23 protein-coding genes are annotated in these 26782 nt (G+C 63.7%); 7 read left to right on the forward strand and 16 right to left on the reverse strand.

Annotated features, from left to right (window positions below):
• Positions 1 to 200 precede the first annotated feature (200 nt).
• Together FJ934_RS06630 and FJ934_RS06640 are read left to right on the forward strand one after the other, a co-directional pair.
• A complete protein-coding gene (locus tag FJ934_RS06630; RefSeq protein WP_140607984.1) occupies positions 201 to 1688 on the forward strand; it encodes an esterase-like activity of phytase family protein in 1488 nt (495 codons plus the stop codon).
• 360 nt (positions 1689 to 2048) lie between these two features.
• Positions 2049 to 3509 (forward strand): MATE family efflux transporter, encoded by a 1461-nt coding sequence (locus FJ934_RS06640; RefSeq protein WP_246671445.1) that lies wholly within the window; start codon positions 2049 to 2051, stop codon positions 3507 to 3509.
• A gap of 19 nt (positions 3510 to 3528) precedes the next feature.
• Here FJ934_RS06640 and FJ934_RS06645 read toward each other — a convergent pair whose 3' ends face one another.
• Positions 3529 to 4737, reverse strand: coding sequence for an MFS transporter (locus FJ934_RS06645; RefSeq protein ID WP_140607988.1), 1209 nt, complete (start codon positions 4735 to 4737; stop codon positions 3529 to 3531).
• A 432-nt stretch (positions 4738 to 5169) separates the two neighbouring features.
• Between FJ934_RS06645 and FJ934_RS06650 the strand changes: the two genes are divergently transcribed.
• Complete coding sequence (locus tag FJ934_RS06650) at positions 5170 to 5745, forward strand: TMEM175 family protein (RefSeq protein WP_140607992.1); 576 nt, start codon at positions 5170 to 5172, stop codon at positions 5743 to 5745.
• Between the two features lie 136 nt (positions 5746 to 5881).
• On the opposite strand, the gene FJ934_RS06655 is transcribed toward FJ934_RS06650, so the two are convergent.
• The gene (locus FJ934_RS06655) at positions 5882 to 6163 is read right to left on the reverse strand and encodes a hypothetical protein (protein WP_140607994.1); all 282 of its coding nucleotides are present in this window, start codon (positions 6161 to 6163) and stop codon (positions 5882 to 5884) included.
• A 225-nt stretch (positions 6164 to 6388) separates the two neighbouring features.
• On the opposite strand from FJ934_RS06655, the gene FJ934_RS06660 reads away from it, so the two are divergent.
• Positions 6389 to 7255 carry an SDR family NAD(P)-dependent oxidoreductase gene (locus tag FJ934_RS06660; protein WP_140607996.1) on the forward strand — a complete coding sequence of 289 codons (867 nt, stop codon included), beginning with the start codon at positions 6389 to 6391 and terminating at the stop codon, positions 7253 to 7255.
• A 10-nt stretch (positions 7256 to 7265) separates the two neighbouring features.
• On the opposite strand, the gene FJ934_RS06665 is transcribed toward FJ934_RS06660, so the two are convergent.
• The 3 genes from FJ934_RS06665 to FJ934_RS06675 all read right to left on the reverse strand — a co-directional run bounded on the left by FJ934_RS06665 (position 7266) and on the right by FJ934_RS06675 (position 9232).
• On the reverse strand, positions 7266 to 7691 hold the full coding sequence (locus FJ934_RS06665) for a low affinity iron permease family protein (RefSeq protein WP_140607998.1): 426 nt from the start codon (positions 7689 to 7691) through the stop codon (positions 7266 to 7268).
• Between the two features lie 310 nt (positions 7692 to 8001).
• A complete protein-coding gene (locus tag FJ934_RS06670) occupies positions 8002 to 8643 on the reverse strand; it encodes a DapH/DapD/GlmU-related protein (RefSeq protein WP_140608000.1) in 642 nt (213 codons plus the stop codon).
• An 85-nt stretch (positions 8644 to 8728) separates the two neighbouring features.
• The gene (locus tag FJ934_RS06675) at positions 8729 to 9232 is read right to left on the reverse strand and encodes a CreA family protein (protein ID WP_140608002.1); all 504 of its coding nucleotides are present in this window, start codon (positions 9230 to 9232) and stop codon (positions 8729 to 8731) included.
• 186 nt (positions 9233 to 9418) lie between these two features.
• Here FJ934_RS06675 and FJ934_RS06680 point away from each other — a divergent pair, with 186 nt between their 5' ends.
• From FJ934_RS06680 to FJ934_RS06690, 3 genes are all read left to right on the forward strand, one after another.
• Complete coding sequence (locus FJ934_RS06680) at positions 9419 to 9997, forward strand: SCO family protein (protein WP_140608004.1); 579 nt, start codon at positions 9419 to 9421, stop codon at positions 9995 to 9997.
• 87 nt (positions 9998 to 10084) lie between these two features.
• Complete coding sequence (locus tag FJ934_RS06685; RefSeq protein ID WP_140608006.1) at positions 10085 to 10957, forward strand: 50S ribosomal protein L11 methyltransferase; 873 nt, start codon at positions 10085 to 10087, stop codon at positions 10955 to 10957.
• Between the two features lie 241 nt (positions 10958 to 11198).
• Positions 11199 to 13043 carry an aminopeptidase P family protein gene (locus FJ934_RS06690; protein ID WP_140608008.1) on the forward strand — a complete coding sequence of 615 codons (1845 nt, stop codon included), beginning with the start codon at positions 11199 to 11201 and terminating at the stop codon, positions 13041 to 13043.
• Between the two features lie 231 nt (positions 13044 to 13274).
• Here the strand turns inward: FJ934_RS06690 and FJ934_RS06695 are convergent, their stop codons facing one another.
• From FJ934_RS06695 to FJ934_RS06745, 11 genes are all read right to left on the reverse strand, one after another.
• Complete coding sequence (locus FJ934_RS06695; protein ID WP_140608010.1) at positions 13275 to 13571, reverse strand: AzlD family protein; 297 nt, start codon at positions 13569 to 13571, stop codon at positions 13275 to 13277.
• Complete coding sequence (locus tag FJ934_RS06700; protein ID WP_140608012.1) at positions 13568 to 14296, reverse strand: AzlC family ABC transporter permease; 729 nt, start codon at positions 14294 to 14296, stop codon at positions 13568 to 13570. The genes FJ934_RS06695 and FJ934_RS06700 overlap by 4 nt, the downstream gene beginning before the upstream one ends.
• A 166-nt stretch (positions 14297 to 14462) precedes the next feature.
• Entirely contained in the window at positions 14463 to 15155 is a 693-nt protein-coding gene (locus tag FJ934_RS06705; protein ID WP_140608014.1) for a TIGR02453 family protein, read from the reverse strand.
• On the reverse strand, positions 15155 to 17359 hold the full coding sequence (gene ligA, locus FJ934_RS06710; RefSeq protein ID WP_140608016.1) for an NAD-dependent DNA ligase LigA: 2205 nt from the start codon (positions 17357 to 17359) through the stop codon (positions 15155 to 15157). Before ligA ends, FJ934_RS06705 begins: the two co-directional genes overlap by 1 nt.
• Before the next feature lie 112 nt (positions 17360 to 17471).
• Positions 17472 to 19145 carry a DNA repair protein RecN gene (gene recN, locus FJ934_RS06715; RefSeq protein WP_140608018.1) on the reverse strand — a complete coding sequence of 558 codons (1674 nt, stop codon included), beginning with the start codon at positions 19143 to 19145 and terminating at the stop codon, positions 17472 to 17474.
• A 227-nt stretch (positions 19146 to 19372) separates the two neighbouring features.
• A complete protein-coding gene (locus tag FJ934_RS06720; protein ID WP_140608020.1) occupies positions 19373 to 20242 on the reverse strand; it encodes an outer membrane protein assembly factor BamD in 870 nt (289 codons plus the stop codon).
• 262 nt (positions 20243 to 20504) lie between these two features.
• Entirely contained in the window at positions 20505 to 21455 is a 951-nt protein-coding gene (gene lpxC, locus FJ934_RS06725) for a UDP-3-O-acyl-N-acetylglucosamine deacetylase (RefSeq protein ID WP_140608022.1), read from the reverse strand.
• Positions 21456 to 21734: 279 nt separating this feature from the next.
• Positions 21735 to 23423: a cell division protein FtsZ gene (gene ftsZ / locus FJ934_RS06730; RefSeq protein WP_140608024.1), complete on the reverse strand. Its 1689-nt coding sequence runs from the start codon at positions 23421 to 23423 to the stop codon at positions 21735 to 21737.
• Positions 23424 to 23489: 66 nt separating this feature from the next.
• Positions 23490 to 24797, reverse strand: a complete 1308-nt coding sequence (gene ftsA / locus FJ934_RS06735) for a cell division protein FtsA (RefSeq protein ID WP_140608026.1) — start codon at positions 24795 to 24797, stop codon at positions 23490 to 23492.
• Complete coding sequence (locus tag FJ934_RS06740) at positions 24794 to 25735, reverse strand: cell division protein FtsQ/DivIB (protein ID WP_140608028.1); 942 nt, start codon at positions 25733 to 25735, stop codon at positions 24794 to 24796. Before FJ934_RS06740 ends, ftsA begins: the two co-directional genes overlap by 4 nt.
• Positions 25723 to 26649 carry a D-alanine--D-alanine ligase gene (locus FJ934_RS06745; RefSeq protein ID WP_140608030.1) on the reverse strand — a complete coding sequence of 309 codons (927 nt, stop codon included), beginning with the start codon at positions 26647 to 26649 and terminating at the stop codon, positions 25723 to 25725. Before FJ934_RS06745 ends, FJ934_RS06740 begins: the two co-directional genes overlap by 13 nt.
• Positions 26650 to 26782: the final 133 nt, after the last annotated feature.

Genomic DNA, 26782 nt, shown 5'->3' on the forward strand with positions numbered 1-26782 from the left:
CAGGTCAAGCCTCTCGCGCTATCCCGCCTTTCATCGGTGCAAGTAACGCTGGCAGGGATGCGCCGCCCGCTGTCACGCCAGCATCATGTTCACCCCTTAGATCGCTTCCGGGGAGGCGCGCGCGGCATCATCGATGTGGCACCTCTTTCCGTTTTCGTCGTTCAGCCGCTCCGGCATGCTTTGTCACAAGAGGATTGTCCATGAAACACCCGCACCGAACCGCGTGGCTCGCCGTCGCGCTGGCCTTGTTCACCGCCCTGACGCCGGCGCTCGCCGATAACACCGCGACCGTCGGCGGCACCAGCTTCGTCAACAAGGGCCTGGTCGGCGTCGGCCGCATTCCGGCCGCTCAGCGCGACAAGCTCGGCGAGACGTTCGGCTCGGGCTCCGGCATGGCGATCGACACGTCAGGCTGGACGCGTGACGCCGCCGGCTACAAGGGTTCGCTCTGGTTGCTGCCGGATCGCGGCTACAACGTCGCCGGCACCACCGACTACCGTGCGCGTGTCAACACTGTCGTGATCGAGTTCTCGCCTATCGCGCCGGGCGCGACACCCGCCGCCGGCCAGAAGCAGACCGCCGTCAAGGCAACGCTTGCCGACACGATGCTGCTCACCGACGACAAGGGCGCCGACACCACCGGCCTCGATCCGCTGTCGGATGTGCGCCCGGCCGCCGGCGACATGCCGATGCTGCCTGTCGCTACCAACGGCAAGCTCGCCCTCGACAACGAGGCGATCGTGCGGCTTCCCGACGGCTCGATGTTCATCTCCGACGAATATGGCCCCAATATCTACCGCTTCTCGGCGCAAGGCCGCCTGATGTCCGCGACCCAGCCGCCCGCCGCCCTCGTGCCGATGCGCAAGGGCGCGCCGAATTTCTCCTCGGACAATCCAGGTCCGGGCGCTGCCGATCCTGATCCGAAGGATCCCGAGACCGGCCGCCAGAACAACCAGGGCCTGGAAGGCATGGCGATGACGCCGGACGGCAAGTTCCTGATCGCCGTGCTGCAGTCGGCGCCCAGGCAGGATGGCGGCGATTCCCCTGCGACGCGGCAGAACACCAGGGCGTTGGTCTATGGCGCCTCCGATCTCGCCCACCTCAAGCTCGCGCATGAATATGTCGTGCCGCTGCCGGTGTTCAAGGATGCCAAGGGCAAGACCAAGGTCGCCGCGCAAAGCGAGATCGTGGCACTGTCGGATACGGCGTTCCTGATGCTGGCCCGCGACAGCGGCAACGGCCAGGGGCTGGCAAAAGGTGACGCCTCGCTCTACCGCCGGATCAACATCGTCGATGTCTCCGCTGCGACCGACATCGCCGGCGGCGCCTTCGATGCCGCCGACAAGCCGGTGGCGCCCAAGGGCGTGCTCGATCCGTCGGTGACGCCGGCCAAGCTGATGCCGTTCATCGACATCAACGACGCTGCCGAGCTCGGCCGTTTCGGCCTGCACAATGGCGGGGCGAAGGACCGCAACGAGCTTTCCGAGAAATGGGAAGCAATGTCGCTTGCCAGCGTGCTCGATCCGAAGCTGCCCGACGACTATTTCCTGTTCGTCGCCAATGACAACGACTTCCTGACCCAGGACGGCTTCCAGGTCGGCGCATCCTACAAGGCCGACGATGGCGCCGATGTCGACACCATGTTCCTGGTCTATCAGGTCACAATTCCGGGTCTCGCAAAGAAGTAATGCCGCATGCGGGCGGGCGCGCCGAGCGCGTCCGCCCGCAAGTCGTAAAGACCCGACTCAACATCTCCGCCTCGCTTGGCGGCACGGGCTCGACCACGCCGGCTATGGAATCCAATCCGACGTGCCGTGCGGTCGCGCGTGTCTTTTGCGGCGCGGACGCGGGCCGGGCGGCAAGCCGTCCTGGACTTGCCAGTTCCAGCCGACGCTGTATCTTTTCAGGCGGCAGTGTCCAGACCGGCCATCTCTTCACCGGCTGGACCACGGCCTGGACGCTTCACATCGACCTGTCCGGTTCAATCTGCAATCATCGCAACCGGGTTCAAACAGGTCTTCACCGAATTGCCAGCCATGGACGAAAAAATGCCCTCACGCCGGCGAACCGGCGACCTGACAAGCGGTCCGATCCCGCGGACACTCCTGCTGTTCGCTCTGCCGGTCCTCGGCTCCAACGTGCTGCAATCCCTCAATGGGTCGATCAACGCCGTCTGGGTCGGCCGCTTCCTTGGTGAATCGGCGCTGACCGCCACGTCCAACGCCAACCTCGTCCTGTTCCTGATCCTTGGCACCGTGTTCGGCATCGGCATGGCGGCCACCATCCTGGTGGCGCAGTCGGTCGGCGCGCGCGACCTGCCCGAGGCGCGCCGCATCGTCGGCACAAGCGCCACGTTCTTCTTCCTCATATCGGTGGTCTTCGCGGTCTGCGGCTGGATCTGGGTCGATGCGATTTTGCGCACGCTCGGCACTCCGGCCGACGCGCTTCCACTGGCGCGTTCCTATCTGCGCATCATCTTCGTCGCCGTGCCGATGATGAACCTTCTGTCCTTCGTCATGACCGTGCTGCGCGGCGCCGGCGATTCGCGCACGCCCTTCATCTTCATGGCGCTGGCGGTCGTTCTCGACATTGTGCTCAATCCCCTGCTCATCCGCGGTATCGGCCCGTTTCCCGAACTCGGCATCGCCGGATCGGCGACCTCGACGCTGATCGGCCAGACGGTGAGCGTGATCGCCATCCTTGTCGTGCTCTACGCCCGCAAGCATCCGCTGCGGCTGGCCGGCGCCAACCTCGCCCTGCTGCGGCCCGACCCCACCCTATTGCGCATCGTCGTCTTCAAGGGCGTGCCGATGGGCTTGCAGATGATCGTCATCTCGGCGGCCGCGCTGACCGTGATGGGCATCGTCAATTCATACGGGTCGCAGGTCGCCGCGGCGTATGGCATCGCCGCGCAGCTGTGGACTTACATCCAGATGCCGGCGCTCGCCATCGGCGCCGCGGTCTCCTCCATGGCGGCGCAGAATGTCGGCGCCGGCCGCTGGGACCGGATCGGCCGCGTCGCTGCCTCCGGCGTCGGCTTCAATCTCGTCCTGACCGGCGCCCTGGTCGCGCTGCTTTGGGTTTTCGACCGCTCGATCCTCAGCCTGTTCCTGAGCAGCGACAGCGCGGCGATCGACATTGCCGCCCACATCAACAATGTCGCGTCCTGGTCGTTCATCCTGTTCGGCGCCACCATCGTTCTGTTCGCGACGGTGCGCGCCACCGGTGCCGTGATGCCGCCATTGATCATCCTGGTGATCTCGGTGTTGGTCGTGCGCACCGGCTTTGCCTATTTCATGCGCGGTGTGATCGGCGAGGAGGCGCTGTGGTGGAGTTTCCCGGCGGGTTCGATCACCTCGCTGGTTCTGGCCGCGGCCTATTACCGCTTTGGTGGCTGGCGCACCGTCCATATGATCGAGAACAGGCCCGCAGCGGGCGAGCCGCCGGATACCGGGCTTGGTGTGCCGCGCCAGCGCGCGCATCTTTCTCCGGGAGCGCCGAACGGCTGAGGCCGGGCACCGCGTCGTGTTACCGGCTGTGCTTCACCCCGAAGGCCAGCGCCACCAGCGCAAACACGATGATGATGCCGGCGAAGGCAAGGCTCGCGGCGACGGAACCGGCATAGGTAGAGACGATGCCGATGCCGATCACGGGCAAGGCGTTGCCGACAAAGCAGCAGATGAAGAAGCTGGAGACGACTTTCGCCCGGCGATCCTTCGGCGCGATCTCGTTCACCACCTGCAGGCCGCCCCGGTAGCCAAGCGCCGCCACGACGCCGCAGCAGGCGGTGGCCACGATCATCAGCGCCATCGAGGCCGATATCTGTGCCGCGACCACCAGCAGGACGCTCGGGATCATCAAGCCCAGCGCGGCCAGCATGGCCCTGTTGCTCTGCACGCGCATCAGCACCACGATGCTGGCCGCCGCGACGATCGCTAGTTCGAAGAACAGCGCACCGGCAACAGCGTGGTTGGCCTCATGAAGCTGCTGCGCCAGGATGCTTGGCGCCACTGCAGCGTAGAAGCCGACCAACGCCATGGCACCAAAGCCGGTAACCGCCGGCGCAACAAAGCGCGCGCGGATTTCCTGCGGCACGGAGAATTGCGGCCGTATGGAAATGCGCCTGAGGCTGCCTGGCTTCGCCACGGTTTCGCGGGTGCGCCAGACCAGGATCGTCACCACTGCAAGCGCCAAGAGATAGGTGACGAAGACGAGGCGCAAAGGCCAGGGCTCATATTGAGCCAACAGTCCCGAGACAAGCGCGCCAAAGCCGAGGCCGAGGAAATTGGTGCTGGTGGCGATCACGCTGGCGCGCGACCTGTCGGTACGGGAGAGAAGTTCAGCAATCCAGGCGGTTCCGGACCCCGCGCCGATACCGATGCCGAGCCCGCTCAGGATGCGCGCTATATCCAGCGAAAGAACATTCTCGGAGAACAGGAAGACGATCGCGCTGACGATGGCAACGATCATCGCCCCGAGAGCGGCGGGCCGGCGCCCGACAACATCCGACACGCCGCCGAACAGCAGCAAGGCTCCTAGGTTTCCCACGACATAGACCGCGTAGATCAACGTCAGCGTGATCTGTGAAAAGCCGAATTGCTGCTTGTAGAGGATATAGAGCGGCGTCAGCACCGTGCTGCCGGCAAACAGCACGGCGATCATCGCGGCGACGGTCGGGATGGCAAGACCGTCGCCGCGAGTTGCCTCTTGCTTATGCGCCAAATCGGGAAAGCCCATGCCAACCTCGTTCCGGTTTGGGGGATCGCGACCCTAACGCGTTTTCATCCGCGGCGTTCCGGCCGGTTGGCGGGCTCCTGACACAACAGGCCGGAAAGCCTGGAGAGGAAAGCCTGGAGAGGAAAGCACGAGCCGAAAAGGACGGACCGGAGCCATTGATCCCGGTCCAATCACGAAGCGGATTTGTGCCGTATATCCGGTGCAACCAGGTCCATTTGCAGGCAAAGCTGGGCGCGATCTTCGGCGCGAGGAAGGCAAGAGCCGGGAGCAGAAAGGTCAACAACCAGCCAATGCCTGTCAGCACCATCGGCGGCCTGGCGCGAAAGTTCCCCTGCCATGGTTGAGGATTTGTCGCATGCCGTTTATCGAACCGGCCAGATGAGCTAACAATTTGCTGTCTTTCGACAATTCCTTTTAGGCAGGGCGGTGATCATGGGCAAAGGCAGGGTCGAGGCATTCACCGACGGCGTGGTGGCCATCATCATCACCATCATGGTGCTGGACCTGAAAGTGCCGGAAGGCGAGGATTTCTCCACCCTGGTGCCACAACTGCCGATCTTCCTCTGCTACGTGCTCTCCTTCGTCAATGTCGGCATCTACTGGAACAACCTGCATAACATGTTCCACACCGTGCAGCGCGTCGATGGTGGCGTGCTGTGGGCAAACCTGCATCTGCTGTTCTGGTTATCCCTGATGCCGGTAACGACGGCTTTCATGGGCGAGAACCATTTCGCCACGGTTCCGGTCGCGGTTTACGGTTTCGACCTTGCAATGTGTGCCGCCGCTTACGGCATCCTGGTCATTACCCTGCATCGGCTGCACGGGCCGGACACCGCCTTCGCCAAGGCGATCGGCCGGGACCGCAAGGGAAGGCTTTCCCTCGCCGTCTACCTCGCGGCGATCGCGCTTACCTTCCTCAACCGGTGGATCGGTGTGGCGCTCTACGTCGCTATCGCCCTGGTGTGGCTTGTACCGGACACGCGTTTTTCGCGCGTTCTCGAAAAATAACACGCAGGCTCATCGCTCGGCGCGATGCCGGACGGAAAACCGCTTCGCACTTTCCTGGAATTGCTCTTGGGTTCGGCGCAATTCCGGGCGGAAAACCGCTTCGCACTTTTCCTGCAATTGCTTAGCCGCGAATTGCTTAGCCGCGCATCTCTTTCAGTTTTTCCGCCACCGCGGCGGCCAGATCGGCATAGCGCTCCTCCAGCCGTTCCGCGGCCTTGATGATCGAGAAATCATGGCCGAACTTTTCCAGCGCCATGCGCAGTTTCTCGACGAAATCGGCCTGCTTTTCCAGCGCTGAAAACAACGTCTTCACCTGGGCTTCGGTGATGTCGGGGTTGGCCAGCATCTGCGGTACCTCGCGCCCCATCTGTTCGCCGGTGGCGGTCTGCTCCTTCAGAATTGCGACCCAGTCCGTCAATCGAAAATCTCCATTTGCCGGGGCAGCATGCGCAGCCTCGGCCGGCATGGTCAACCCGAACCCATCTCTCCCGCTGGGGAACGCGCTGCGGTTTGGGGACAAGGACATGCATGAAACACCACTTTCAGTGTGCGCCACGGGGCCTTGAGCGCCGCTGCCCGAAGGGCTTGCGCAAGCCCGTCGCGGCGCTAAGTTCGGCGCTATCGAAGAAGGAAGCCATCGCCGATGATCCCCGACACCGAGATTCAGACCGCCCTGCCCGCCCTTGAGCCAGGCAGGACCGCTATCATCACCGGCGCCGCCAGCGGAATTGGTCTCGCGGCCGCCAAGCGGCTGGCGCTGATGGGAATGAAGATCGTGCTCGCCGACATTGGCGGCGCGCGCCTTGACGATGCTTCCCGGGCCATCTCCGCGATCGCCGGCAATGACGCTGTGCTTGCGGTCGCCGCCGACGTTTCGAACGCCGATGAGGTCGATCGTCTAGCCGACCGGGCATTCGGCGCCTTCGGCGACATCTCGCTGCTGATGAACAATGCCGGTGTCGGCGACAACCCCGGAAAGCCCTGGGAAAACCGCGACGCCTGGAAACGGCTGCTCGATATCAATTTCTGGGGCGTCGTGCATGGCGTCGAAGCTTTCGCCCCGCGCATGCTGGCCTCAGGCAGGCCGGGCCTCATCGTCAACACAGGCTCCAAGCAAGGCATCACCACACCACCCGGCAACCTCGCCTACAATGTCTCCAAGGCCGGGGTTAAGACATTCACCGAAGGCCTGGCGCATGCGCTGCGCAACGAGCCCGGTGCCCGTCTGTCGGCCCATCTGCTCATCCCCGGCTTCACCTATACCGGCCTCACCATAGGGGCGACGGAAAAGCCCGCCGGCGCCTGGACAGGCGAACAGGTCGTTGATTTCATGCTGGAATCGCTGGTCCGGGGCGACTTCTACATCCTGTGTCCCGACAACGAGACGGCGCGGCCGCTGGACGAGAAGCGCATGGCATGGGCGGCCGGAGACATCATCGAAAACCGCCCCGCTTTGTCACGCTGGCATCCAAACTACAAGGACGCGTTCGCGGCCTTCATGAAAGACTAAGCTCGAGTCTTTAGGCCGCGCGCTTTTTCGGAGTTCGTTTTTGCGCCACGGCCTTCTTTGCGGCCATGGCGGCGATCTTCTCATCGTGCCGGCGCGCCGCCTGCTCGCACTTGTCGCGGATTTCCTCGACCTCGGATTCCGTCAGGTGCTCGATGCCGATGAAGCGGTTGCGGCCCTCGCTGACCCGGATCAGTTCATCGAGTTTGGCCTGGATCGCCGCGCCGTCCCGATTCTGGGTGTTTTGGATGAGAAACACCATCAGGAAGGTGACGATGGTCGTGCCGGTGTTGATCACCAACTGCCAGGTGTCCGAGAAATTGAACAACGGCCCACTCGCCGCCCAGATGACTACGACCAGGCAGCAGACGGCAAATGTCGGTGACAGGCCGGTTATGTGGGCGACCCGGTTGGCGATCCTGGTGAAGAGCTTTTCCATCTGTGGAGGTCCCTCAATGGCTGCCGCGATGAGAAACAACCGGCGACCGTTCGGGTTCCCGCAGACAATAAATACAACCGCTGCAATTGAATGCACGCAATGCGCGCATACGGTGAAAAACAGACCTTACCGGTTCAATGTCATGGTAACCGTGCAGGCAAAAGTCCCTGTTCCGTCCGCTTCACGGCGGTTTACCTCCAGCCCCTTCCGCCGCGCCACCCCCGCATGGCGGAAGGGGTTTCAGTCCGTGGCGCGGAGCGTGATTTCCCGAAAGCGCCGACCAGCATACAAACAGACGATCACTTCAGGCTCAAACGGCATCGTTTTCCCAGCGATCGAGGAAGGCCTCGATCGGCATTGCCTGGATGTCGGGAACCGCCTTGGCGAGTTTCTCGACCGGCCAGTCCCACCAGGCGAGAGCTTCGATCCGCGCCGCGATTTCAGGAGCGAAGCGCGGCCTGAGCGGCTTCGCCGGCACGCCGGCCACGATCGTGTAGGACGGCACATCGTGAGTCACCACCGCATTGGCGCCGATGACGGCCCCATTGCCGATGGTGATATCAGGCATGACCACCGCTCCATGGCCGATCCAGACATCGTGGCCGATGGCCACGGCCTTCGCCTGCCGCCGCTCGCGAAATGCGGCATCGACGCCCAACCAGCGAAAATACTCGTTTGGCCGATAGCTGACCTTGTGCTGGGTCAGCCGTTCGATCGGATGCTCCAGCGCATTGATGCGGCTGTTGGCGGCGATCGAGCAGAATTTGCCGATGCTCGTGTAGATCGCCTCCGCATGGCGCTCGAAATAGGAAAAATCCCCCACGCTCACCTCGCGCAGCACCACCCGCTCGCCGATCGAGGTATAGCGGCCAAGCTTGCACGCCTTCAGCTCCGCGGTCGGGTGGATGCGCGGCTCGGGATCTTTCAGGACGAGGTTTTCGGAACGGTCCATGGGCGCGGCTTTACGTCAGAGCAATTGTTCCCGCAAGCGGGACCAATTATCCGTCAAGCCGGTTCCGGAAAGAGTTCCGATCAGCCTATTTCGGCTTGCCCTTGGTCCACACCACGTTCTGGCCGTAGAGCGGCACCGTCGTGACCGACATCTTCGCGGAGCCGTTCTGCACCTGGCGCGAGTGCGACAGATAGATCAAGGTCTCGTTGGTCTTGTCGTAGATGCGGTTCACCACCTGCTTCTTCCAGATCAGGCTGAGGCCTTGTTTGAACACCTCCTCGCCGCTCTCGCCCATATCGATATCGCCGATGGTGATCGGGCCGGTCTGGCGGCACGAGATCGAGGAATCGCTGGGATCTTCGAACCAGTTGCCCTTGTGCAGCCTATCGACGATGCTTCGGTCGAAATAGGCGACATGGCAGGTCACCCCATCAACCTTGGGGTCCTTGATCGCGTCAATCATAATGTCATTGCCGACCCAGTCGACGCCAACCTTGCCGACTTCCTCGGCAATGGCGCCCCCAGCACCAAGGACAAGGCATGCGGCCAGAGCGCCGCCGATCAGTTTTGGCCCAATCGGTCTTTGCAAGGAAGCCTCCTGCGGTTCGAGTAGCCGGTCTCAGGTGGGGCGAGGTGGGCTGCTTTGCAAGCAGCAACCTCAACACCATATGCGGTTGCGGCAACGCGGCACTTTGCCTGGGCAAGGTCGAACCGCTAAGACTGTCGCACCGGCGCACTGAGCCGGCGCGATGATTTCTGCAGGCGGACTTTTCTGATGATGCGTTCTATCCTGATCGGCATTCTCGTCCTGATGGCGGCCGGCATAGGTTGGCTGACCTTCGACTGGTATCGCGGCCACTATGGCGGCGAACCGTTCGGAGCCCCGTTCACCCTGGTCGACCAGAAAGGCGCGCCGATCACCGAGGCCGCCTTCAGGGGACAGCCGAGCGTCGTCTTCTTCGGCTTCACCCACTGCCCCGAGGTCTGCCCGACCACGCTGTTCGAACTCTCCGGCTGGCTGAAGACGCTCGGTGACGACGGCAAGAACTTGCACGCATATTTCGTCTCGATCGATCCGGCGCGCGACACGCCGCAGGTGATGAACGCCTATGTCAGCAATTTCTCCGACCGTATCACCGGTATCACCGGTGACCCGGACAAGGTCCATGCCATGGCCAAGTCCTTCGGCATCTACTGGAAGAAGGTCGACACCGGCGACGGCGACTACACGATGGACCACACGGCCTCGGTGCTGCTGTTGAATGGCAAGGGAGACTTCGCCGGAACCATCGCCTATGGGGAAAGTGCCGACACCGCCGTTGAGAAGCTGAAGCGTCTTGCCGCCAAGGGCTAGGCTTGATCCCGAAGCGAAGGACCGCGTAAGCGAAAAGCGGAACCCGTTTTCGGACAAGATCAAGCTCAAAGAAGAAACCCAGTCTACATGACTCAGACGCGACTCCATTTCACCACCGGGAAGATCGAGGCTGAACGCATTTTCGCGGCGCTCGAAATGGCCTTCGAGGACGAAGGCCTGCCGATCGCCGTGCTGGAGGTCGACGAAGACCAGGACATGCACGAAGTCTCGCTCTACGCCGACGGCGACGTCGACGCGGTCGAGGCGCGGGTGAAGGACGTTCTGGCCGGCCTCACTCTGTCAAAACCGGTCGAGCGCGAAAAGCTGCCCGACATCGATTGGGTGGCGCGTTCGCTGGAAGGCCTGAAGCCGGTGCGCGCCGGCCGTTTCTTCGTCCACGGCGCGCATGACCGCAGGAAACGCCGCAGCGGCGAACTCGCCATCGAGATCGAGGCAGGCCTTGCCTTCGGCACCGGCCATCACGGCACAACCGCGGGATGCCTCGAAATGCTGGAGAAAGTGGTGCGGCGCGAGCACCCGCGCAACGCGCTCGACCTTGGCACGGGCAGCGCGGTGCTGGCGATCGCCGTCGCCAAGCTGGCGCATATTTCGGTGCTCGCCACCGACATCGATCCGGTGGCGGTGAAGGTCGCCGCCGCCAATGCGCGGCTGAACCACGTCAAGGGGCTCGTCGAAACGGTGACCGCACCGGGCTTTCACCACCCGATCTTCGGCAAGCGTGCACCCTTCGATCTCATCGTCGCCAACATATTGGCACGGCCGCTGATGCGGCTGGCGCCGCAAATGGCCGGGCACATCGCGCTCGGCGGCTCGATCGTGCTGTCAGGCATTCTCGATCGCCAGCGCGACGCCGTCATCTCGGCCTATGTCGGCCAGAACTTCCGCCACGTGCGCACCCTGCACCGCGAAGGCTGGGTGACGATCCACCTCAAGCATTGAGGCCGGCAGGATAGTTGGCCTGCCGTCGACGCCCCAGCGGCCTCACGTCCAACAGCACCATCCGTGCGATCGCGAGCATGGTTGGAAAGCGTGTTTCAGCGGCATCGACCTTCGTGCTGCCACTGGACCAAGCCCGATCGGTTGTCAGCCTGGCGACGCTGTAGCAGTTTGCGCCAGCCGGAAATCGATTCCGATTTCCAGGTCCATAGGCTACGGTCGAACTGACATCAGGAGGCCCATCATGTTCCAGACCTTCGATTCCGCGGGCGATCCGGCGGTCGGCAAGCCGCGCGTGACGCTGCTGCGCCAATGGCTGGCGGCCAATGGCCTGGACGGCTTCATCGTTCCACGCGCCGACGAGCATCAGGGCGAATATGTCGCCGACCGTTCGGCGCGGCTAAAATGGCTGACCGGCTTCAGCGGCTCGGCCGGCGTCGCCATCGTCCTGCGCGACCGCGCCTTCGTCTTTATCGACGGGCGCTACACGCTGCAGGTGCGCAACGAGGTGGACCTCGACATCTTTTCGATCGAAAGCCTCGTCGACAATCCGCCCGCCGTCTGGCTCCGGGACAATATCGGCAAGGGCGCGCGGCTGGGCTTCGATCCATGGCTGCACACGATCAGCGAGGTCAAGGCGCTGCAGGCCTCGGCCGACAAGACGGGCGCCGTGCTGGTGCCACTCGACAGGAACCCGATCGACATCATCTGGAACGACCAGCCCGCCGCGCCTGTGACCCCGGTCGAGCTTCACCCGATCGGCTTTGCCGGCGAGCTCGCCAAGGACAAGCTGGCGCGGCTGGCAACAGCAATCGGCAAGGAGGGCGCCACCCATGCGGTGCTGACCGACCCCTCCTCCATCGCCTGGGCCTTCAATATCCGTGGCGGTGACGTGCCGCACACGCCGCTGGCGCTCGGCTTCGCCGTCCTTGCCGCCGATGGATCGCACCAGCTGTTCATGGACAAGCGCAAATTCTCGCGCCAGGTCGCGGCCTATCTCACGCAGCTCGCTGATCCGCATGAGCCCGGCGAATTCGAAGCGGCGATCGTGGCCCTCGCCAAGGGCGGCGCCAAGATCGCGCTCGACCCGGTGCTCGCGGCCGACAGGCTGCGCATGCTGGTCGAGGACAATGGCGGCACGGTGATCGCCGCGCCCGACCCGGCCCGCATCCCGCGCGCCACCAAGAACCAGGCCGAGATCAACGGCTCGCGCGCCGCCCATCGTCGCGACGGTGCCGCGGTGGCCAAGCTCTTGTGCTGGCTGGAGCGCCAGAAACCCGGCTCCCTCGACGAGATCGCCGTTGTCACCAGGCTGGAAGAGACGCGCCGGCAGACCGGCGAGGAGACCCAGATGCCGCTGCGCGACGTCTCCTTCGACACCATTTCCGGCGCCGGCCCCAACGGCGCCATCATGCATTACCGCGTGTCACGCGCCACCAGCCGCAGGCTTGAGGCCGGCGAGCTGTTCCTGCTCGATTCCGGCGCGCAATATCAGGACGGCACCACCGACATCACCCGCACCGTGCCGATCGGCCAGCCAACCGAGGAGATGCGCGAACGCTTCACCCTGGTGCTGAAAGGCATGATCGGCATTTCGACGCTGCGCTTTCCCGCCGGCACGCGTGGCTCGGAAATCGACGCCGTCGCGCGCATGGCGCTGTGGAAGCACGGCTGCGACTTCGCCCATGGCACCGGCCATGGCGTCGGCTCATATCTGGCCGTGCATGAGGGTCCGCAGCGCATTGCGCGCACCGGCACCGAAAAGCTGCTCGAGGGCATGATGCTGTCCAACGAGCCCGGTTACTACAAGGAAGGCTCCTACGGCATCCGCATCGAGAACCTGATCCTGGTGACGCCGGCCGAACAGATCGAGGGCGGCGACATTGCCATGCATGGCTTCGAGACGCTGACGCTGGCGCCGATCGATGTCAGGCTGGTGCGGTCGGACCTGCTGACGCGCGAGGAACTGCACTGGCTGGACACCTACCACGCCCGCGTGCTGGCGGAGATCGGACCGATGCTCGACGGCGAAACGCTGGCCTGGCTGCAAAAGGCGACCGCGCCGCTGCCGCATGACGCCAAGATTTGAGGCGGCCGATATTCAGCTTGGAAGGCTGGCGCTGCCCCTCATCCGCCTGCCGGCACCTTCTCCCCGTATAGTGACGGGGAGAAGGGAGCTGTCGCAACCTTCGCCGCAGCGAGGAAAACTGGCGAAATCGTCGATGACAGTGTCTTTCCCCCCGTCCCTATACGTGGAGAAATGCCCGGCAGGGCAATGAGGGGGCGGCGCCTACGTCGGAAGCATCGCGAGGCAGAGCTCTTATCCGATGAACTGCCGCGCCAGGATCAGCACCGCGGCACCCGCCAGAAACATCGCCATCAGCCCGCCACGCAGCGAAACCGTCGCCGTGACGACCAGCGCCGCCCATTCCGCCGGTCCGGCGTTCAACAGCTCCGGCGCCACCAGCGTCGTCAGCACCGCCGCCGGCACCGCATTGAGGCCGGCTTCCACGCGCAGATGAATGTTTTCGAAGCGGGAGATGACCAGATGCCCGCCGATGCGCGTGAGATAGGTCGCGATTGCGCCGGCGATGATGATCCAGAATGTCGTGCTCATGGCCGCTCTCCCACGCCGCTATGGTGCGGTGGCAGGATGACGGCGAGCAGCACGCCGGCGACGGCGCCGATCGAGACGTGCCAGGGTGAGCCGACCGTCTTGTAGGCGATGATCGAGGCGCAGCCGCTGGCGACGACCACCGGCAGCCATAGCGGCCGCTTGCGAAAACCCATCACGAGGCCAAGAAAATAGATCGGCAGCAGGAAATCGATGCCCAGCGCATGCGTGTCGGGAATGAGCTTGCCGAACACCGCCCCAAGCGCGCTTTCGGTGATCCAGAACAGATAGACCGGCAGGCCGAGCCCCAGATACCAGGCAAAGCCGACGGTCTGCCCCGATTGCGCCCGCGCTTCGGCAACCGCGTATTGCGGATCGGTGAGGATGAAATAGCCGAGCGCCTGCTGGATGACAGGCCAGTGCGCGATGCGCCGGCCGATCCCGGCGGAATAGAGCACGTGGCGGAAGTTGACGGCGAAGATCGAAAGCACGATCAGCCATGGCGCGACATGCTGGCCGAACAGCTGGATGCCCACCATCTGGCTGGCGCCGCCGAACACCAATGCGCTCATCAGGAAGGCTTCGAAAACCGAGAAGCCCTGGTCGACGGCAAGCGCCCCGAACAGCACGGCAAAGGGCGCCGACGCCACCACGACCGGCATGGACAGCCGCACGCCCTGCCAGAACTCGCTCTTGCCGCCGCTTTCGGAAATAGCGTCCGTCGCCATCGATCACTCCTGATGCATGTCGCCCAAAGTGCGTGGCGGTTTTGGGACAACGGCATGCACAATAAAGGGAGTGGCGGTATGTAGGTGGCATGCCCCGCCTTGTCACACGAATTCGCTTGAGCCGAACGATCAGCGGAAATGATCGCCGGATCGCGGTGTCGACTCTTCAATCGTCCGCGATTTTACCCTCGATCGCCCTGCCCCAGTCGAGCAGCGGCTTGGCCCGCAAAGTGAAATCGACGAGTTCCTCGACCAGTTCTGGTCCGTGGATACCAGCCGGATCGATGACGTGGCGAACAACAAAATGCCGGTTGCGGATGGCGGCAACGAGATCTTTGTCCTCGACATGCTCGAAGCCACGCGGCGTGCGTTTCATGCCGCCTTCGGCATCGAGCTCGAGGCCATTCTTGTTCAACGCCTTCACCATGGCGCGAAACCTCTCGGGCCACGTCTCGATGGCCCGGCGCATCGACAACAGCAGCGCCGCTTCCGGCTGCCACCAGGCGACACCGGCAAAGCAACCCTCCAGCCCGATATGGACGTAGAACACGCCTTGCTCCATCTTGCTGCCGTCGGGCGACAGGATCGCGGAGAGATGCCGGTTGTAGGGCCGCTTGTCCTTGGCGAAGCGCACGTCGCGGTTGATACGGAACAGCGATTTCTTGCGATCCCCGCGCAGACCGAGCCCGGCTGCCAGGAAACGCTGCGTCAGCGCTTCGACGAGATCGCCCAGGGGATCGCGCAATTCCTTTTCGAACAGCTCGCGGTTCTCCAGGAACCACTCCCGGCTCTGGTGGAAATCGAGCGCCTTCAGGAACGGAATGGCCTTTGGGCCAAATCCTTTGAACGTACTGTCCATCACGCCTTGCCGACCCGCTGCAGCCAGGTGTCCTCGTCGATGACTTCGACACCGAGTTCACCGGCAAGCTTGAGCTTGGAGCCGGCACCCGGTCCCGCCACCACCAGATCGGTCTTGGCCGAGACCGAACCAGCCACCTTGGCGCCGAGCCGTTCGGCCATCGCCTTGGCTTCGGAGCGCGTCATCTTCTCCAACGAACCGGTGAACACGATAGTCTTGCCGGCGACCTCGCTGTCGGCCGAAATCGTGACGATATACGGTTTCGGCTTGACCTGCTCGAGCAGCTTGTCGAGCACGTCGTCATTGCGCTCATTGCCGAAGAAATTGCGCAGCGCATCGATCACCGTGTCGCCGATGCCGTTGATCGATGGGAAGACTGTGTGCGGGTCCTCCGCCGCCGCCGTCTCCTTGCCGACGCGGATCAACTCCTCGATCGTCGAGAATGTCCGGGCAAGCACGGCCGCCGTCGTCTCGCCGATGTGGCGGATGCCGAGCGCAAAAATGAAACGATCGAGTTCCGGTTCGCGGCGCGCGTCTATGGCCGCGAACAGCTTGTCGAGACCTTCATAATTGCGGTCCTCGACGCCGCGCACATTCTTGCGCGTCTTGCCGGACGCGGCCTCGCGCTGCCTGGCCTGCTCCTCGCGCCGCTCGGCCAGCGCCCTGGTGACGGCCGGACGGCGATCCCGGAGCGTGAAGATATCGGCGGCTGTCTTGACCAGTCCAGAATTGAAGAACAGGTCGATGTTTTCAGCGCCGAGGCCTTCTATGTCCATGGCGCCGCGCGACACGAAGTGCCGCAGCCCTTCCACGGCCTGCGCCGGGCAGATCAGTTCGCCGGTGCAGCGGCGGCGCGAATCCTCCTTGCCGGTCTTCTCGTTGATTTCGCGCGTCGCCGGCGAGCCGCAAACCGGACAAGTATGCGGAAACTCGTAAGGCACCGCATCGGCCGGGCGCTTGTCGATGACGACGCTGACGATCTGTGGGATCACATCCCCTGCCCGCTGGATGACCACCGTATCACCGATGCGCACGTCGATGCCGTCGCGGATCGGCAGGCCATTGCTGTCAAAGCCCTTGATGTAATCCTCATTGTGCAGCGTGACATTCTCGACCACGACACCGCCGACGGTCACAGGTGCCAGCCGTGCGACCGGCGCCAGCGTGCCGGTGCGGCCGACCTGGATATCGATCTTCTCCACCGTCGTCATCGCCTGCTCGGCCGGGAATTTGTGCGCGACGGCCCAGCGTGGCTCACCGGTGACGAAACCCCAGCGGCGCTGCAATTCGAGTTGATCGACCTTGTAGACGACGCCGTCTATGTCATAGCCCAGTGACGAGCGTTGCTCCTCGATCCGGTGATAATGCGCGACCAGTTCCTCGACCGACTTCGCCCGCACCATCAGCGGACTGATCTTGAACCCCCAATCGGCGAATTTCTGGACCGAATCATACTGGGTCGGGGCTGGATCTTCCGTGGTGTAGCCCCATGCATAGGCGAAGAATTTGAGGTTGCGGCTGGCGGTGACGGAAGAATCCTTCTGGCGCAGCGAGCCGGCGGCCGTGTTGCGCGGATTGACATAATCCTGGCCGCCCGCCGCGGCCGAGCGTGCCTTCAGCGCCTCGAATTCGGCATAGGTCATATAGACCTCGCCGCGTATCTCGATGATGTCAGGCCAGCCCGAGCCTTTCAGCCGCGCTGGAATGTCGGCGATGGTCCTGAGGTTGGCGGTGATGTCCTCGCCCACGGCACCGTCGCCGCGCGTCGCGCCCTGCACGAAGACACCCTTTTCATAGCGCAGAGAAGCCGACAGCCCGTCGATCTTCGGCTCGGCGGTGAAGGCGATGTCGAGATCCTTGTCGCGGTCGAAGAACCGCCGGCCGCGCACGATGAAATCGGCGACGTCCTCGTCGGTGTAGGCCTTGGCGAGGCTGAGCATCGGCACGGCGTGGCGCACCTTGGCGAAGCCCTCCGCCGGCGGCGCGCCGACCCTGCGCGACGGCGAATCCTCGCGCACAAGACCGGGAAAGCGTTCCTCGATGGCGAGATTGCGTCGTGTCAGGGCGTCATATTCCGCATCGGTGATGACAGGCGCATCCTCGGTATGGTAGCGCCGATCGTGCTCGGCGATCTCCGCCGCAAGGCGCTTCAGCTCGGCTTCCGCCTCGCTTTCATCAAGCGAATCGACTGGTTTTTCCGACATGGAAAGCTTCCTTGGACAATGGCACGTCACAATAAATCAGGATTTCGGGAAAATCATTCCTGAACAGCAGGATGGAGCCATATCCTGACTCGGTCCATGACGCCGGATATTCTCATGCCGCGTTGGTGTTTTCGCGCAGCAGCCGCTCGGCGGCGGCGCGCGCCTCGTCGGTGATGGTGGCGCCGGCCAGCATACGCGCGATCTCTTCCTGCCGCGCCGTCCTGTCCATCTCGGCGATGCCGGTCGCCACGCGGTCGGTGCTGCCCGATTTGGAGATCAGGAAATGCGTCGCCGCGCGCGCCGCCACCTGCGGCGCGTGGGTGACCGAAAGCACCTGCACGCGCTTCGACAGCCGCGCCAGCCTCTGGCCGATCGCGTCCGCCACGGCGCCACCAACGCCGGTGTCGATTTCGTCGAAAACTAAGGTCGGGGCCGAGCCACGGTCGGCCAGCGCCACCTTCAGCGCCAACAGGAAGCGGGAGAGTTCGCCGCCGGAGGCCACCTTCATCATCGGCCCGGGCCGTGTGCCGGGATTGGTGCGTACCCAGAACTCGATCTGGTCGATGCCCTCTTCCGTCCGGCTCTCGGCCTCACTCTTCATCTCGACGATGAAGGCGGCGCGTTCGAGCTTCAGCGCCGGCAATTCGGCCATCACCGCCTTGGTCAGCCCGACGGCCGCCGCATGGCGAAGCGAGGAAAGCCGTGCGGCGGCAATGTCATAGGCCTCGCGGGCGGCGGCGGCCTGCTTTTCCAGCCCGTGCAGGCGCTCCTCGCCGGCATCGAGATCGGCGAGATCGGCAACCATCGTGTCGCGCAATTGCGCCAAATCGTCGACGGCGACGCTATGCTTGCGCGAGGCGGCGCGCAGCGAGAACAGCCGCTCCTCGGCTTTCTCCAGCCTTTGCGGGTCATATTCGGTGGCGCGGAGCGCGGCCTCGACGCCCGACTGCGCCGCATCAAGCGACAGCATGGCTTCGTCCAGCGACTTGACCACGTCTTCGAGCAGGCCGGGTGCTTCCGTCGCCTTGCGCTGCAGCCGTCTCAACAGGCTGGCGAGCTGCGGCAAGGGCGAGGACGGGCCCGACAGCACATCCTGCGCATCATGGATTTCGGAAGCGATCTTCTCGGCGCGCATCATATGGGCGCGCAGTTCGGCAAGTTCCGTCTCCTCGCCGGGCTGGGGATCGAGCCTGGTCAGTTCCGCAACCGCGGCGCGCAGGTAGTCGGCCTCGCGCGCCGCTGCCGCCACCTTGGCGCGGTGGCGCGAAAGCTCCTGCTCGCCGGCGCGCCAATGCCGCCAGGCCTCGCCGGTCGAGCGAACGACGCCAAGGTGGCCGCCGAATGCGTCGAGCACGTCACGGTGTGCGCCGGGATCGACCAGGGCGCGCTCATCGTGCTGGCCGTGGATCTCGACCAGCGCGCGGCCGACATCGCGCATCAGGGTCACGCTGGATGGCTGATCGTTGACGAACACGCGCGTGCGGCCGTCCGCCGTTTGCACACGGCGCAATATGACGTCGCCATCATCCTCTATGGCGTTTTCGGCAAGCAGCGCGCGAACCGGATGGTTGCGCGGCACATCGAAGACGGCGATGACCTGGCCCTGTGCCGCGCCATGACGCACCAGCGAGGCGTCGCCGCGCGCCCCGAGCGCCAGCGACAGGGCATCGAGCAGGATGGATTTGCCGGCGCCGGTTTCGCCCGTCAGCACGGAAAGGCCCGGCTGGAAGTCGATATCCAGCTTCTCGATCAGGACGATATCGCGGATCGACAGTCTGGAAAGCATCAGAACCCGGACCTATTGCATGCCGCCCAAAAGTGGACCCGGTTTTGGGATACGACATGCACGAAAGCAAAAGACTTAAAGCGCGTCGCATGGATCCGTTCAAGCACGACGCGCTTCAAAGCGGCACGCGACCGATTGGAGTCGCAGCGCCGCACTATCTTTTTGTTTGCGCATCGGATCAATCCGAAAAAGCGCGCTATGCACGCTTCGGTCCGAGGTACCGCGGGTCAGGCGCCGGTGATCAGCTTCCCGGCCTTGGATATCCACGACCCGGCATTCTCGCGCGGCGCCAGCCCGTTGCTCTGCAGGAGCTTGTAGGAATCCTTATACCATGGGCTGTCAGGGTAGTTGGTGCCGAGCACCGCGGCGGCGGTCTGGGCCTCCGAGGTCAGCCCCATTGCGTAGTAGCTTTCGGTGAGGCGGGCCAGCGCTTCTTCCACATGACGCGTGTTGGAATAGTTCTCCACCACGGTGCGGAAGCGCTTGACGGCGGCGATGTATTCGCGGCGCTCCAGATAGTAGCGGCCGATCTGCATTTCCTTGCCGGCGAGCTGGTCGTTGGCAAAGCGGATCTTCTGCTTGGCGTCCTCGACATACTCGGAGTTCGGCCAGCGCGTCACCAGATCCTGCATCGTCTGCACGGTCTGGCGCGCTTCCTTCTGATCCTGCGTCACATCCTTGATCTGGCGATAGTAGCTCAGGCCGATGATGTACTGCGCATAGGGGGCGTCATCGGTGGAAGGATAAAGCGCCAGATAGCGTTTAGCTGACGAGATCGCTTCATCGTAACTGCCCTTGCGATAATCGGCGAACGCGCCCATCACCATCGATTTGCGGGCCCATTCCGAATAGGGATGCTGGCGGTCGACGGCGTCGAACTTCTTGCTCGCCTCGTCCAGCCGCCCGGCATTCAGATTGGCGAGGCCTTGATTGTAGAGAACGTCCCCAGGCTCGGTATGGTCGACATAGGTCGAAAGGTCGATATCTTTCTCCGACGACATGCAAGCCGACAGAAAGAGCGATGGAACAACCACCGAAAGCGCCAGGAAAACAGACCACTGCGGCGCTTTCGATTGACCGACTCGCTTGAAGAACATGATTGGATTGCGCCCTTTCGGCGTTATTTCAATGCCCGTTGCATGCAGTTCTCCCAAAACTGGTCCCCACTTTTGAGCGACATGCACTAATCGACGGCAGCAGCCATAGACCATAACCGCCTTGCCGGGCAACGCTATGTCTAGCCAATCGCACATTTTTGTGGCGGTCGGTCGGAGCCTCGGCATCCCTGCGATTTCACCAGCCGATGGTGCATTCCTGCAACACCGGCCATCTCCAAGCGAATCGAAAAAACTAAGGGATTCAGATCATCCAGGGCGCATAGAGCGGCGCATTGACGGCGCTCATCTCGGCCGCGCGGCCACGCTCGCGGCGTGTCGTCTCGACGATCTCGAAAGCCGTGCGGTCCGACAGCAGGCGCCGCAGCGCCGCGGCGTTCAGCCTGTGGCCGCCGCGATAGGAGCGGAAACAGCCGATGAAGCGGGCGCCGCCCAGCGCCAGGTCGCCCATGGCGTCCAGCGTCTTGTGGCGCACGAATTCGTTGGGGTAGCGCAGGCCGCCCATGTTGATGACGCGGTTGTCGTCACCAATCACCAGAGAATTCTCCAGCGACGATCCCAGCGCGTAGCCGGCGGCCCACAGCCGCTCGACATCCTTCATGAAGCCGAAGGTGCGGGCCCGCGCGATGTCACGGCGGAAGATGTCGGCATTGATGTCGGAAGCAAAGAGCTGACGCCCGATCGCGGGACTTTCGAAATCGATCTCGACCTCGAAGCGGGTGCCGTCATAGGGTCTGAACTCCGCCCAGGAAGCACCGTTCTCGATGCGGACCGGCTTGACGACCCTGATGTAGCGCCGCTTGACCGGCAATTTTTCGATGCCCGCCTGGTCGATGGCTTCCACGAAGGCCATGGCGCTGCCGTCGAGAATGGGAACTTCGTGGCCATCGATCTCAATGACGACATTGTCGATGCCGACCCCGAACAGCGCGGCCATGATGTGCTCTACAGTGGCGATGTGCTCGCCCGAAGGATCGCCGAGCATGGTGCAAAGGTCCGTGGCACCGATCTCGGAAAACAGGGCACGGAACTCGCGGCCCTGCCCTTCCTCATTGATAAGCTGGAACACGATGCCGGTGTCGGCATCCGCGGGCAGGAAACTGATGGAAACTTCTTTGCCGCTGTGAACGCCGGTGCCTGTAAGCGACGCGCGCGTCTTCACTGTCGTCTGATAGTCGTGCAAGACAATCCCCATAAGCCCGAAATGCCTAGGTCCGCTTCTCCAGCCCGAGGGCGCGGCTCTTGTGAAATCGGCAGGCAGGGCCACTTCCCCGAAATCCCGGCAGACCGACTATGGTAGGCGGCGAAGATAATGTCCCGGCAAGGAGACTCCAAATCACGGTTTCTTACTCTCTGTAACCGCGAACTGGAACATGTACGGTACCATAAGCTTTTGATTTTTCAGAACTTTAAACGTTAACAGGCAAGCAATTCCTTGCCTGCCTGTTAACACTTGTTACAGTCCGTTAACTACTCAGTTGGCCTGGCGGCGCAGGAAGGCGGGAATCTCCAGCTGATCGTCGTCCTGAGTCGCCCTGGTCTGTGGCGTCAGGCGGCCCTGCTCATCCAACTGGCCACGGCGCGGCGCGTAGAGCTGCGCGTCCTGGCTGGCGAGGCGGCGCACTTCGGGCGCGGCCTGGCGCAGCTTCGGCTCGCGCGGTTGCGCCGGCTGCAGCCGTGCGGGCTCCTCCTCGCGGCGGGTCAGCCCATTGGTCAGACGCTTCAGCAGGCCCATAGGCCCGCTATTCTCATGGTGGTCTGCCGGACGGCTCTTGGCTTCGACCTCGGCCTTCACGACCGGCGGAAAGTCCTCGACGCGCGGCATGCGCTGCGGGGCCATTGCGACCGGCTGCTGGACCTCACGCAGCATTTCGCGCGGCTGCGGAGCCGGTTGCATCATCTGCTGGACGACCGGCTGCACCATCGGCTGCGGCTGCGCGGGCGGCGCCTGGAAGATCTTGCTCTGCGGGCGAAAATCGTCCGCATGGGCAACCTGTGCCGGGCGCGGCTGAGCCATGGCCGCGGCGTTTGCTTCGGCCAACTGGATCGCTTCCGCGACCGGATCGACGGCGCGCGGCTCGTAAGCGGCCTGCTGGACCGGCGCCGGGCGGCTTTCCACTGCGGCAACAGCCGGCCGGGCGGCCGGCTTCTGCGGCGCGGCGCGGATCGAGATCGGCGCGGCGGCGATTTCAGCGGCCGATTTGTCGATGCCGGTGGCGACCACCGAGACGCGGATGACGCCTTCGAGTTCCTCGTCGAAGGTGGCGCCCAGGATGATGTTGGCGTCCTGGTCGACCTCCTCGCGGATGCGGGTTGCCGCTTCGTCGACTTCGAACAGGGTGAGGTCGCGGCCGCCGGTGATCGAGATCAGCAGGCCCTTGGCGCCCTTCATCGAGGTCTCGTCGAGCAGCGGATTGGCGATTGCCGCTTCCGCCGCTGCCATTGCGCGGCCCTCGCCCGAAGCCTCTCCGGTGCCCATCATCGCCTTGCCCATTTCGCGCATGACCGAGCGCACGTCGGCGAAGTCGAGGTTGATCAGGCCTTCCTTGACCATCAGGTCGGTGATGCAGGCGACGCCGGAATAGAGCACCTGGTCGGCCATGGCGAAGGCATCGGCGAAGGTGGTCTTGTCATTGGCCAGCCGGAACAGATTCTGGTTGGGGATGACGATCAGCGTGTCGACGCATTTCTGCAGCTCTTCGATGCCCATGTCGGCCGTCTTCATGCGGCGCTGGCCTTCGAAGTGGAACGGCTTGGTCACGACGCCAACGGTGAGGATGCCCTTCTCGCGCGCGGCCCGCGCCACGACAGGAGCGGCACCGGTACCGGTACCACCGCCCATGCCGGCGGTGACGAAGCACATATGGGTGTTGGACAGGTGATCGATGATCTCGTCGATGCATTCTTCCGCCGCCGCGCGGCCGACTTCCGGCTGCGAACCCGCGCCGAGACCTTCGGTGACATGCGCGCCGAGCTGGATCAGCCGGTCGGCCTTCGACATGGTCAGCGCCTGGGCGTCGGTGTTGGCGACGACGAACTCGACACCGCGCAGCCCGGCAGTGATCATGTTGTTGACGGCGTTGCCGCCGCCGCCGCCGACACCGAACACGGTGATGCGTGGCTTAAGCTCGGTGATGTCCGGCTTCTGCAGATTGATGGTCATTGTCTCCGTCCTTTGCCTTTCACGCCGCTTCGCCGCCGCGGCCGCCTATGGGGCTGCCCCCGTCAATTAGAAACTGTCTCTCAACCACTGACTCATGCGATGCAGTTTTCCACCCGTTCCGGTCATCCTGAGACCGGAAATGCCTTTCGCCGGATGGCTCTCGAAACTCGCCATCTGCGGATAGATCAGAAGCCCGACGGCGGCCGAGAAAGCCGGCCCCTTCGCCGCCTCGGGCAGGCCCGCCACGCCGAGCGGGCGGCCGATGCGCACATTGCGTCCCAGGATACGGCGTGCCGCCTCCGGCAGGCCGGCCAGCTGACTGGCGCCGCCGGTGAGCACGACGCGCTTGCCGACCGCGTTGCCGTAGCCCGACTTGTTCAGCCGGTCGCGCAGGAGTTCGAGCGTCTCGTCGATGCGGGCCCGCACGATACGCGTCATCACCGAACGCGGGATCTGCAGCGGCACGTCGCCATCGTCGCCGATCGGCTGGATCGAAACCAGGTCGCGGTCATCGGCACTGCCCGGCAGCGCCGAACCGTGCATCACCTTGAGCCGCTCGGCGGCATCGAGCGAGGTCGAAAGTCCTTTGGCCATATCGAGCGTGACATGGTTGCCGCCGATGGCGATCGCGTCGCCGTGGATGAACCTGCCTTCCGAAAACACCGAGATCGTGGTCGTGCCGCCACCCATATCGATGCAGGCGGCACCCAGTTCCAGCTCATCATCGACAAGCGCCGCCAGCCCGCTGGCATAGGGCGTCGCCACCATGCGCTCGACCGACAGATGCGAGCGGTTGATGGAGAGCTCCAGGTTGCGCATCGGGGCTGCGTCACCCGTCAGCACATGCATGTCGACGCCAAGCGTGTCGCCGACCATGCCGCGCGGATCGCGAACGCCGCGCTCGGCGTCCAGCGAGAAGCCGACCGGCAGCGAATGGATCACCTCGCGCTCGGCCTTGAGCGCCTGCTTGGCGCCGGCGCCGAGCACGCGCTTGATGTCGGCTTCGTCGGCCTCATGGCCGCCGAGGTTGATGGTCGCCGAAAAGGCTTCGCTCTTCAGCCGGCCGGCGGTCATGTTGACGATCAGCGAATCGACCGTCAGCCCGGCCATCCGCTCGGCGGCGTCTACGGACAAGCGGATCGCATGCTCGGCGCGGTCGAGATCGACCACCACACCCGACTTCACGCCCTGCGATTTCTGATGGCCGATGCCGATGACCTGGATCCGGTGCGAGCGGCCGCGCAACAGCTTGCCGTCATCGTTCGGCTTGAGCTTCGCCACCATGCAGCAGACCTTGTTCGAGCCGACATCCAGCACCGTCAAGGTGCCGGACCGGCGCGACGAGGCATCGCCAGAACCGCCAAGCCAGCTCATATCTTCGTCTCCGGCTTGCGCTTGAGAGTTTTCGGTTTCTCGTTGAGCGCCGCCTCGCGCTGCGTCGCCGCCTCGGGCGTCAACTGCACGACCAGCCGGTCCGTGAGGCGCATGTCGACGGCGGCGATGTCGCGCGACAAAAGCCCGTTGTCATGGTCCATCTTCACGAGTTCCGCGAGTGCCTGGTCCTCGCCATCCTCCGGCAACTTGACGGTGATGCCGTTGTCCAGCTTCAGGTCCCAGCGCCGCTCGCCGACACGGATGTAGCCCTTTATGCGGCTGGCGAGATCGGGATATTGCTCGACCTTGGCCAGGAAATCAGGCGCCTTGGCGGGCGCGCCAGTGCCGATCAGCAGCGGCAACAGCACCTGCTTGCCGCCTGAGAAGGGCGCGATGACGGCACCATTCTTCTCGATGACCGAAAGATCACTGCCCTGCTGCCAGAGCGCGAAGGCCTCGCGCTCCTCGACGCGCACTTCCAGCGTGTGCGGATAGACCTTGCGCACCGCGGCGACCTCGATCCAGGGCAGGCCGGAGATGCGCTCGCGCGCGGCCTCCGCGTCGAAGCCGATCAGCGACGTCCAGCCGTCAAGCTCGAGCCTGTCGAGAATGTCGATTTCCGAGGTCTGATGGTTGCCGACCACCTTGACCTGATCGACGGCAAAGCCGGTGCGGGCAGTGATGCTCTGGATGATACCGTCGGCATGACCGCCAAGATAGGCACCGTAGGCGCCGCTCGACGCGAGCAGCACGGCCGACATGATCGCGGAGGAGAAACGCGGCGCCTGGAATTCGCCATCACCAAGGCGGGCGAGCATGCGCACCGGGCGGCGAAGCATGCGTGGCAGCACGAAATGGCCCGATGACAACGGCAGGCCGAACAGCGACGGCACCGCCGCGCCCTTCCCCCTACCCTGTCCCCATTTCAACGCAGACACGAAGCGTCCTCCACCATCCAACTCAACAGTTCACCAAACGAATGCCCGGCCTGGGCGGCGATTTCAGGCACCAGAGATGTCGGCGTCATGCCCGGCTGGGTGTTGACCTCGAGCCATACAACTTCGCCATTTTCGGAGTGACGATCGTCATAACGGAAGTCCGACCGGGAAACGCCCCGACAGCCGACAGCTTGGTGAGCCTTGAGCGCCAGTGTCTGTATTTTTTGGTAAATATTCGGTGAAACTTTTGCGGGGCATTCGTGTTTTGATCCGCCGGCAACATATTTTGAATCGTAGTCGTAGAAGGAATGGCCCGTCGGGATGATCTCGCAGACGCCGAGCGCCACATCACCCATGACGGCGCAGGTCAGTTCGCGCCCATGGATGTAGCGCTCGACCATGACGGTATCGCCATATTTCCACTCGGACGATCCGACGATCTGCGGTGGATGCGACTGCCCTTCAGACACGATGACGACGCCGAAGCTCGATCCTTCATTGACCGGCTTGATCACGTAGGGCGGCTTCATCGGATGTTTGTTCTGGATGGCGAAGCGATTGGCAACCTTCGATTCGGCGACGGGAACGCCGACTGATTTGACGATCTTCTTCGCCTGCTCCTTGTTCATGGCGAGCGCCGAGGCGAGCACGCCGGAATGGGTGTAGGGAATACCGAGATATTCGAGGATACCCTGGATCGTGCCATCCTCGCCGAATGGACCATGCAACGCGTTGAAGGCGACATCCGGCCGAAGCTCGGCGAGCACGGAGCCGACGTCGCGCCCGACATCGACGTGGGTGACCTGGTAGCCTTCCTTCTCCAGCGCATCGGCACAGGCCTTTCCGGAGGACAGGGACACGGGCCGCTCGGACGAGAAACCTCCCAGCAGGACGGCCACATGCTTGCTCTTCATTCCCCGTCATCCCCTCTCACGGCGGACCAAAAACCAAAATTTCCGCAACATTGAGTCCGAGTCTCCCGGCAGGTTGCCCCCCAGACGGAAAACGCGGGTAACGCGTCGAACGACTCAAATCAGGAAACGCTTT

Origin of the sequence: Mesorhizobium sp. B2-4-12, from assembly GCF_006441575.1 — a bacterium.
Classification (GTDB): Bacteria; Pseudomonadota; Alphaproteobacteria; order Rhizobiales; family Rhizobiaceae; genus Mesorhizobium.

Bases quoted from the DNA above. Each gene is read 5' to 3' on its own strand.
- FJ934_RS06680 (WP_140608004.1), top strand. From the start codon at position 9,419: ATGATGCGTTCTATCCTGATCGGCATTCTCGTCCTGATGGCGGCCGGC.
- FJ934_RS06665 (WP_140607998.1), bottom strand. From the start codon at position 7,691: ATGGAAAAGCTCTTCACCAGGATCGCCAACCGGGTCGCCCACATAACC.
- FJ934_RS06640 (WP_246671445.1), top strand. From the start codon at position 2,049: ATGCCCTCACGCCGGCGAACCGGCGACCTGACAAGCGGTCCGATCCCG.
- FJ934_RS06690 (WP_140608008.1), top strand. From the start codon at position 11,199: ATGTTCCAGACCTTCGATTCCGCGGGCGATCCGGCGGTCGGCAAGCCG.
- ligA (WP_140608016.1), bottom strand. From the start codon at position 17,359: ATGTCGGAAAAACCAGTCGATTCGCTTGATGAAAGCGAGGCGGAAGCC.
- FJ934_RS06685 (WP_140608006.1), top strand. From the start codon at position 10,085: ATGACTCAGACGCGACTCCATTTCACCACCGGGAAGATCGAGGCTGAA.
- FJ934_RS06705 (WP_140608014.1), bottom strand. From the start codon at position 15,155: ATGGACAGTACGTTCAAAGGATTTGGCCCAAAGGCCATTCCGTTCCTG.
- recN (WP_140608018.1), bottom strand. From the start codon at position 19,145: ATGCTTTCCAGACTGTCGATCCGCGATATCGTCCTGATCGAGAAGCTG.
- FJ934_RS06660 (WP_140607996.1), top strand. From the start codon at position 6,389: ATGATCCCCGACACCGAGATTCAGACCGCCCTGCCCGCCCTTGAGCCA.
- FJ934_RS06695 (WP_140608010.1), bottom strand. From the start codon at position 13,571: ATGAGCACGACATTCTGGATCATCATCGCCGGCGCAATCGCGACCTAT.
- FJ934_RS06630 (WP_140607984.1), top strand. From the start codon at position 201: ATGAAACACCCGCACCGAACCGCGTGGCTCGCCGTCGCGCTGGCCTTG.
- FJ934_RS06720 (WP_140608020.1), bottom strand. From the start codon at position 20,242: ATGTTCTTCAAGCGAGTCGGTCAATCGAAAGCGCCGCAGTGGTCTGTT.
- FJ934_RS06700 (WP_140608012.1), bottom strand. From the start codon at position 14,296: ATGGCGACGGACGCTATTTCCGAAAGCGGCGGCAAGAGCGAGTTCTGG.
- ftsA (WP_140608026.1), bottom strand. From the start codon at position 24,797: ATGAGCTGGCTTGGCGGTTCTGGCGATGCCTCGTCGCGCCGGTCCGGC.
- FJ934_RS06650 (WP_140607992.1), top strand. From the start codon at position 5,170: ATGGGCAAAGGCAGGGTCGAGGCATTCACCGACGGCGTGGTGGCCATC.
- ftsZ (WP_140608024.1), bottom strand. From the start codon at position 23,423: ATGACCATCAATCTGCAGAAGCCGGACATCACCGAGCTTAAGCCACGC.
- FJ934_RS06645 (WP_140607988.1), bottom strand. From the start codon at position 4,737: ATGGGCTTTCCCGATTTGGCGCATAAGCAAGAGGCAACTCGCGGCGAC.
- lpxC (WP_140608022.1), bottom strand. From the start codon at position 21,455: ATGGGGATTGTCTTGCACGACTATCAGACGACAGTGAAGACGCGCGCG.
- FJ934_RS06670 (WP_140608000.1), bottom strand. From the start codon at position 8,643: ATGGACCGTTCCGAAAACCTCGTCCTGAAAGATCCCGAGCCGCGCATC.
- FJ934_RS06745 (WP_140608030.1), bottom strand. From the start codon at position 26,649: ATGAAGAGCAAGCATGTGGCCGTCCTGCTGGGAGGTTTCTCGTCCGAG.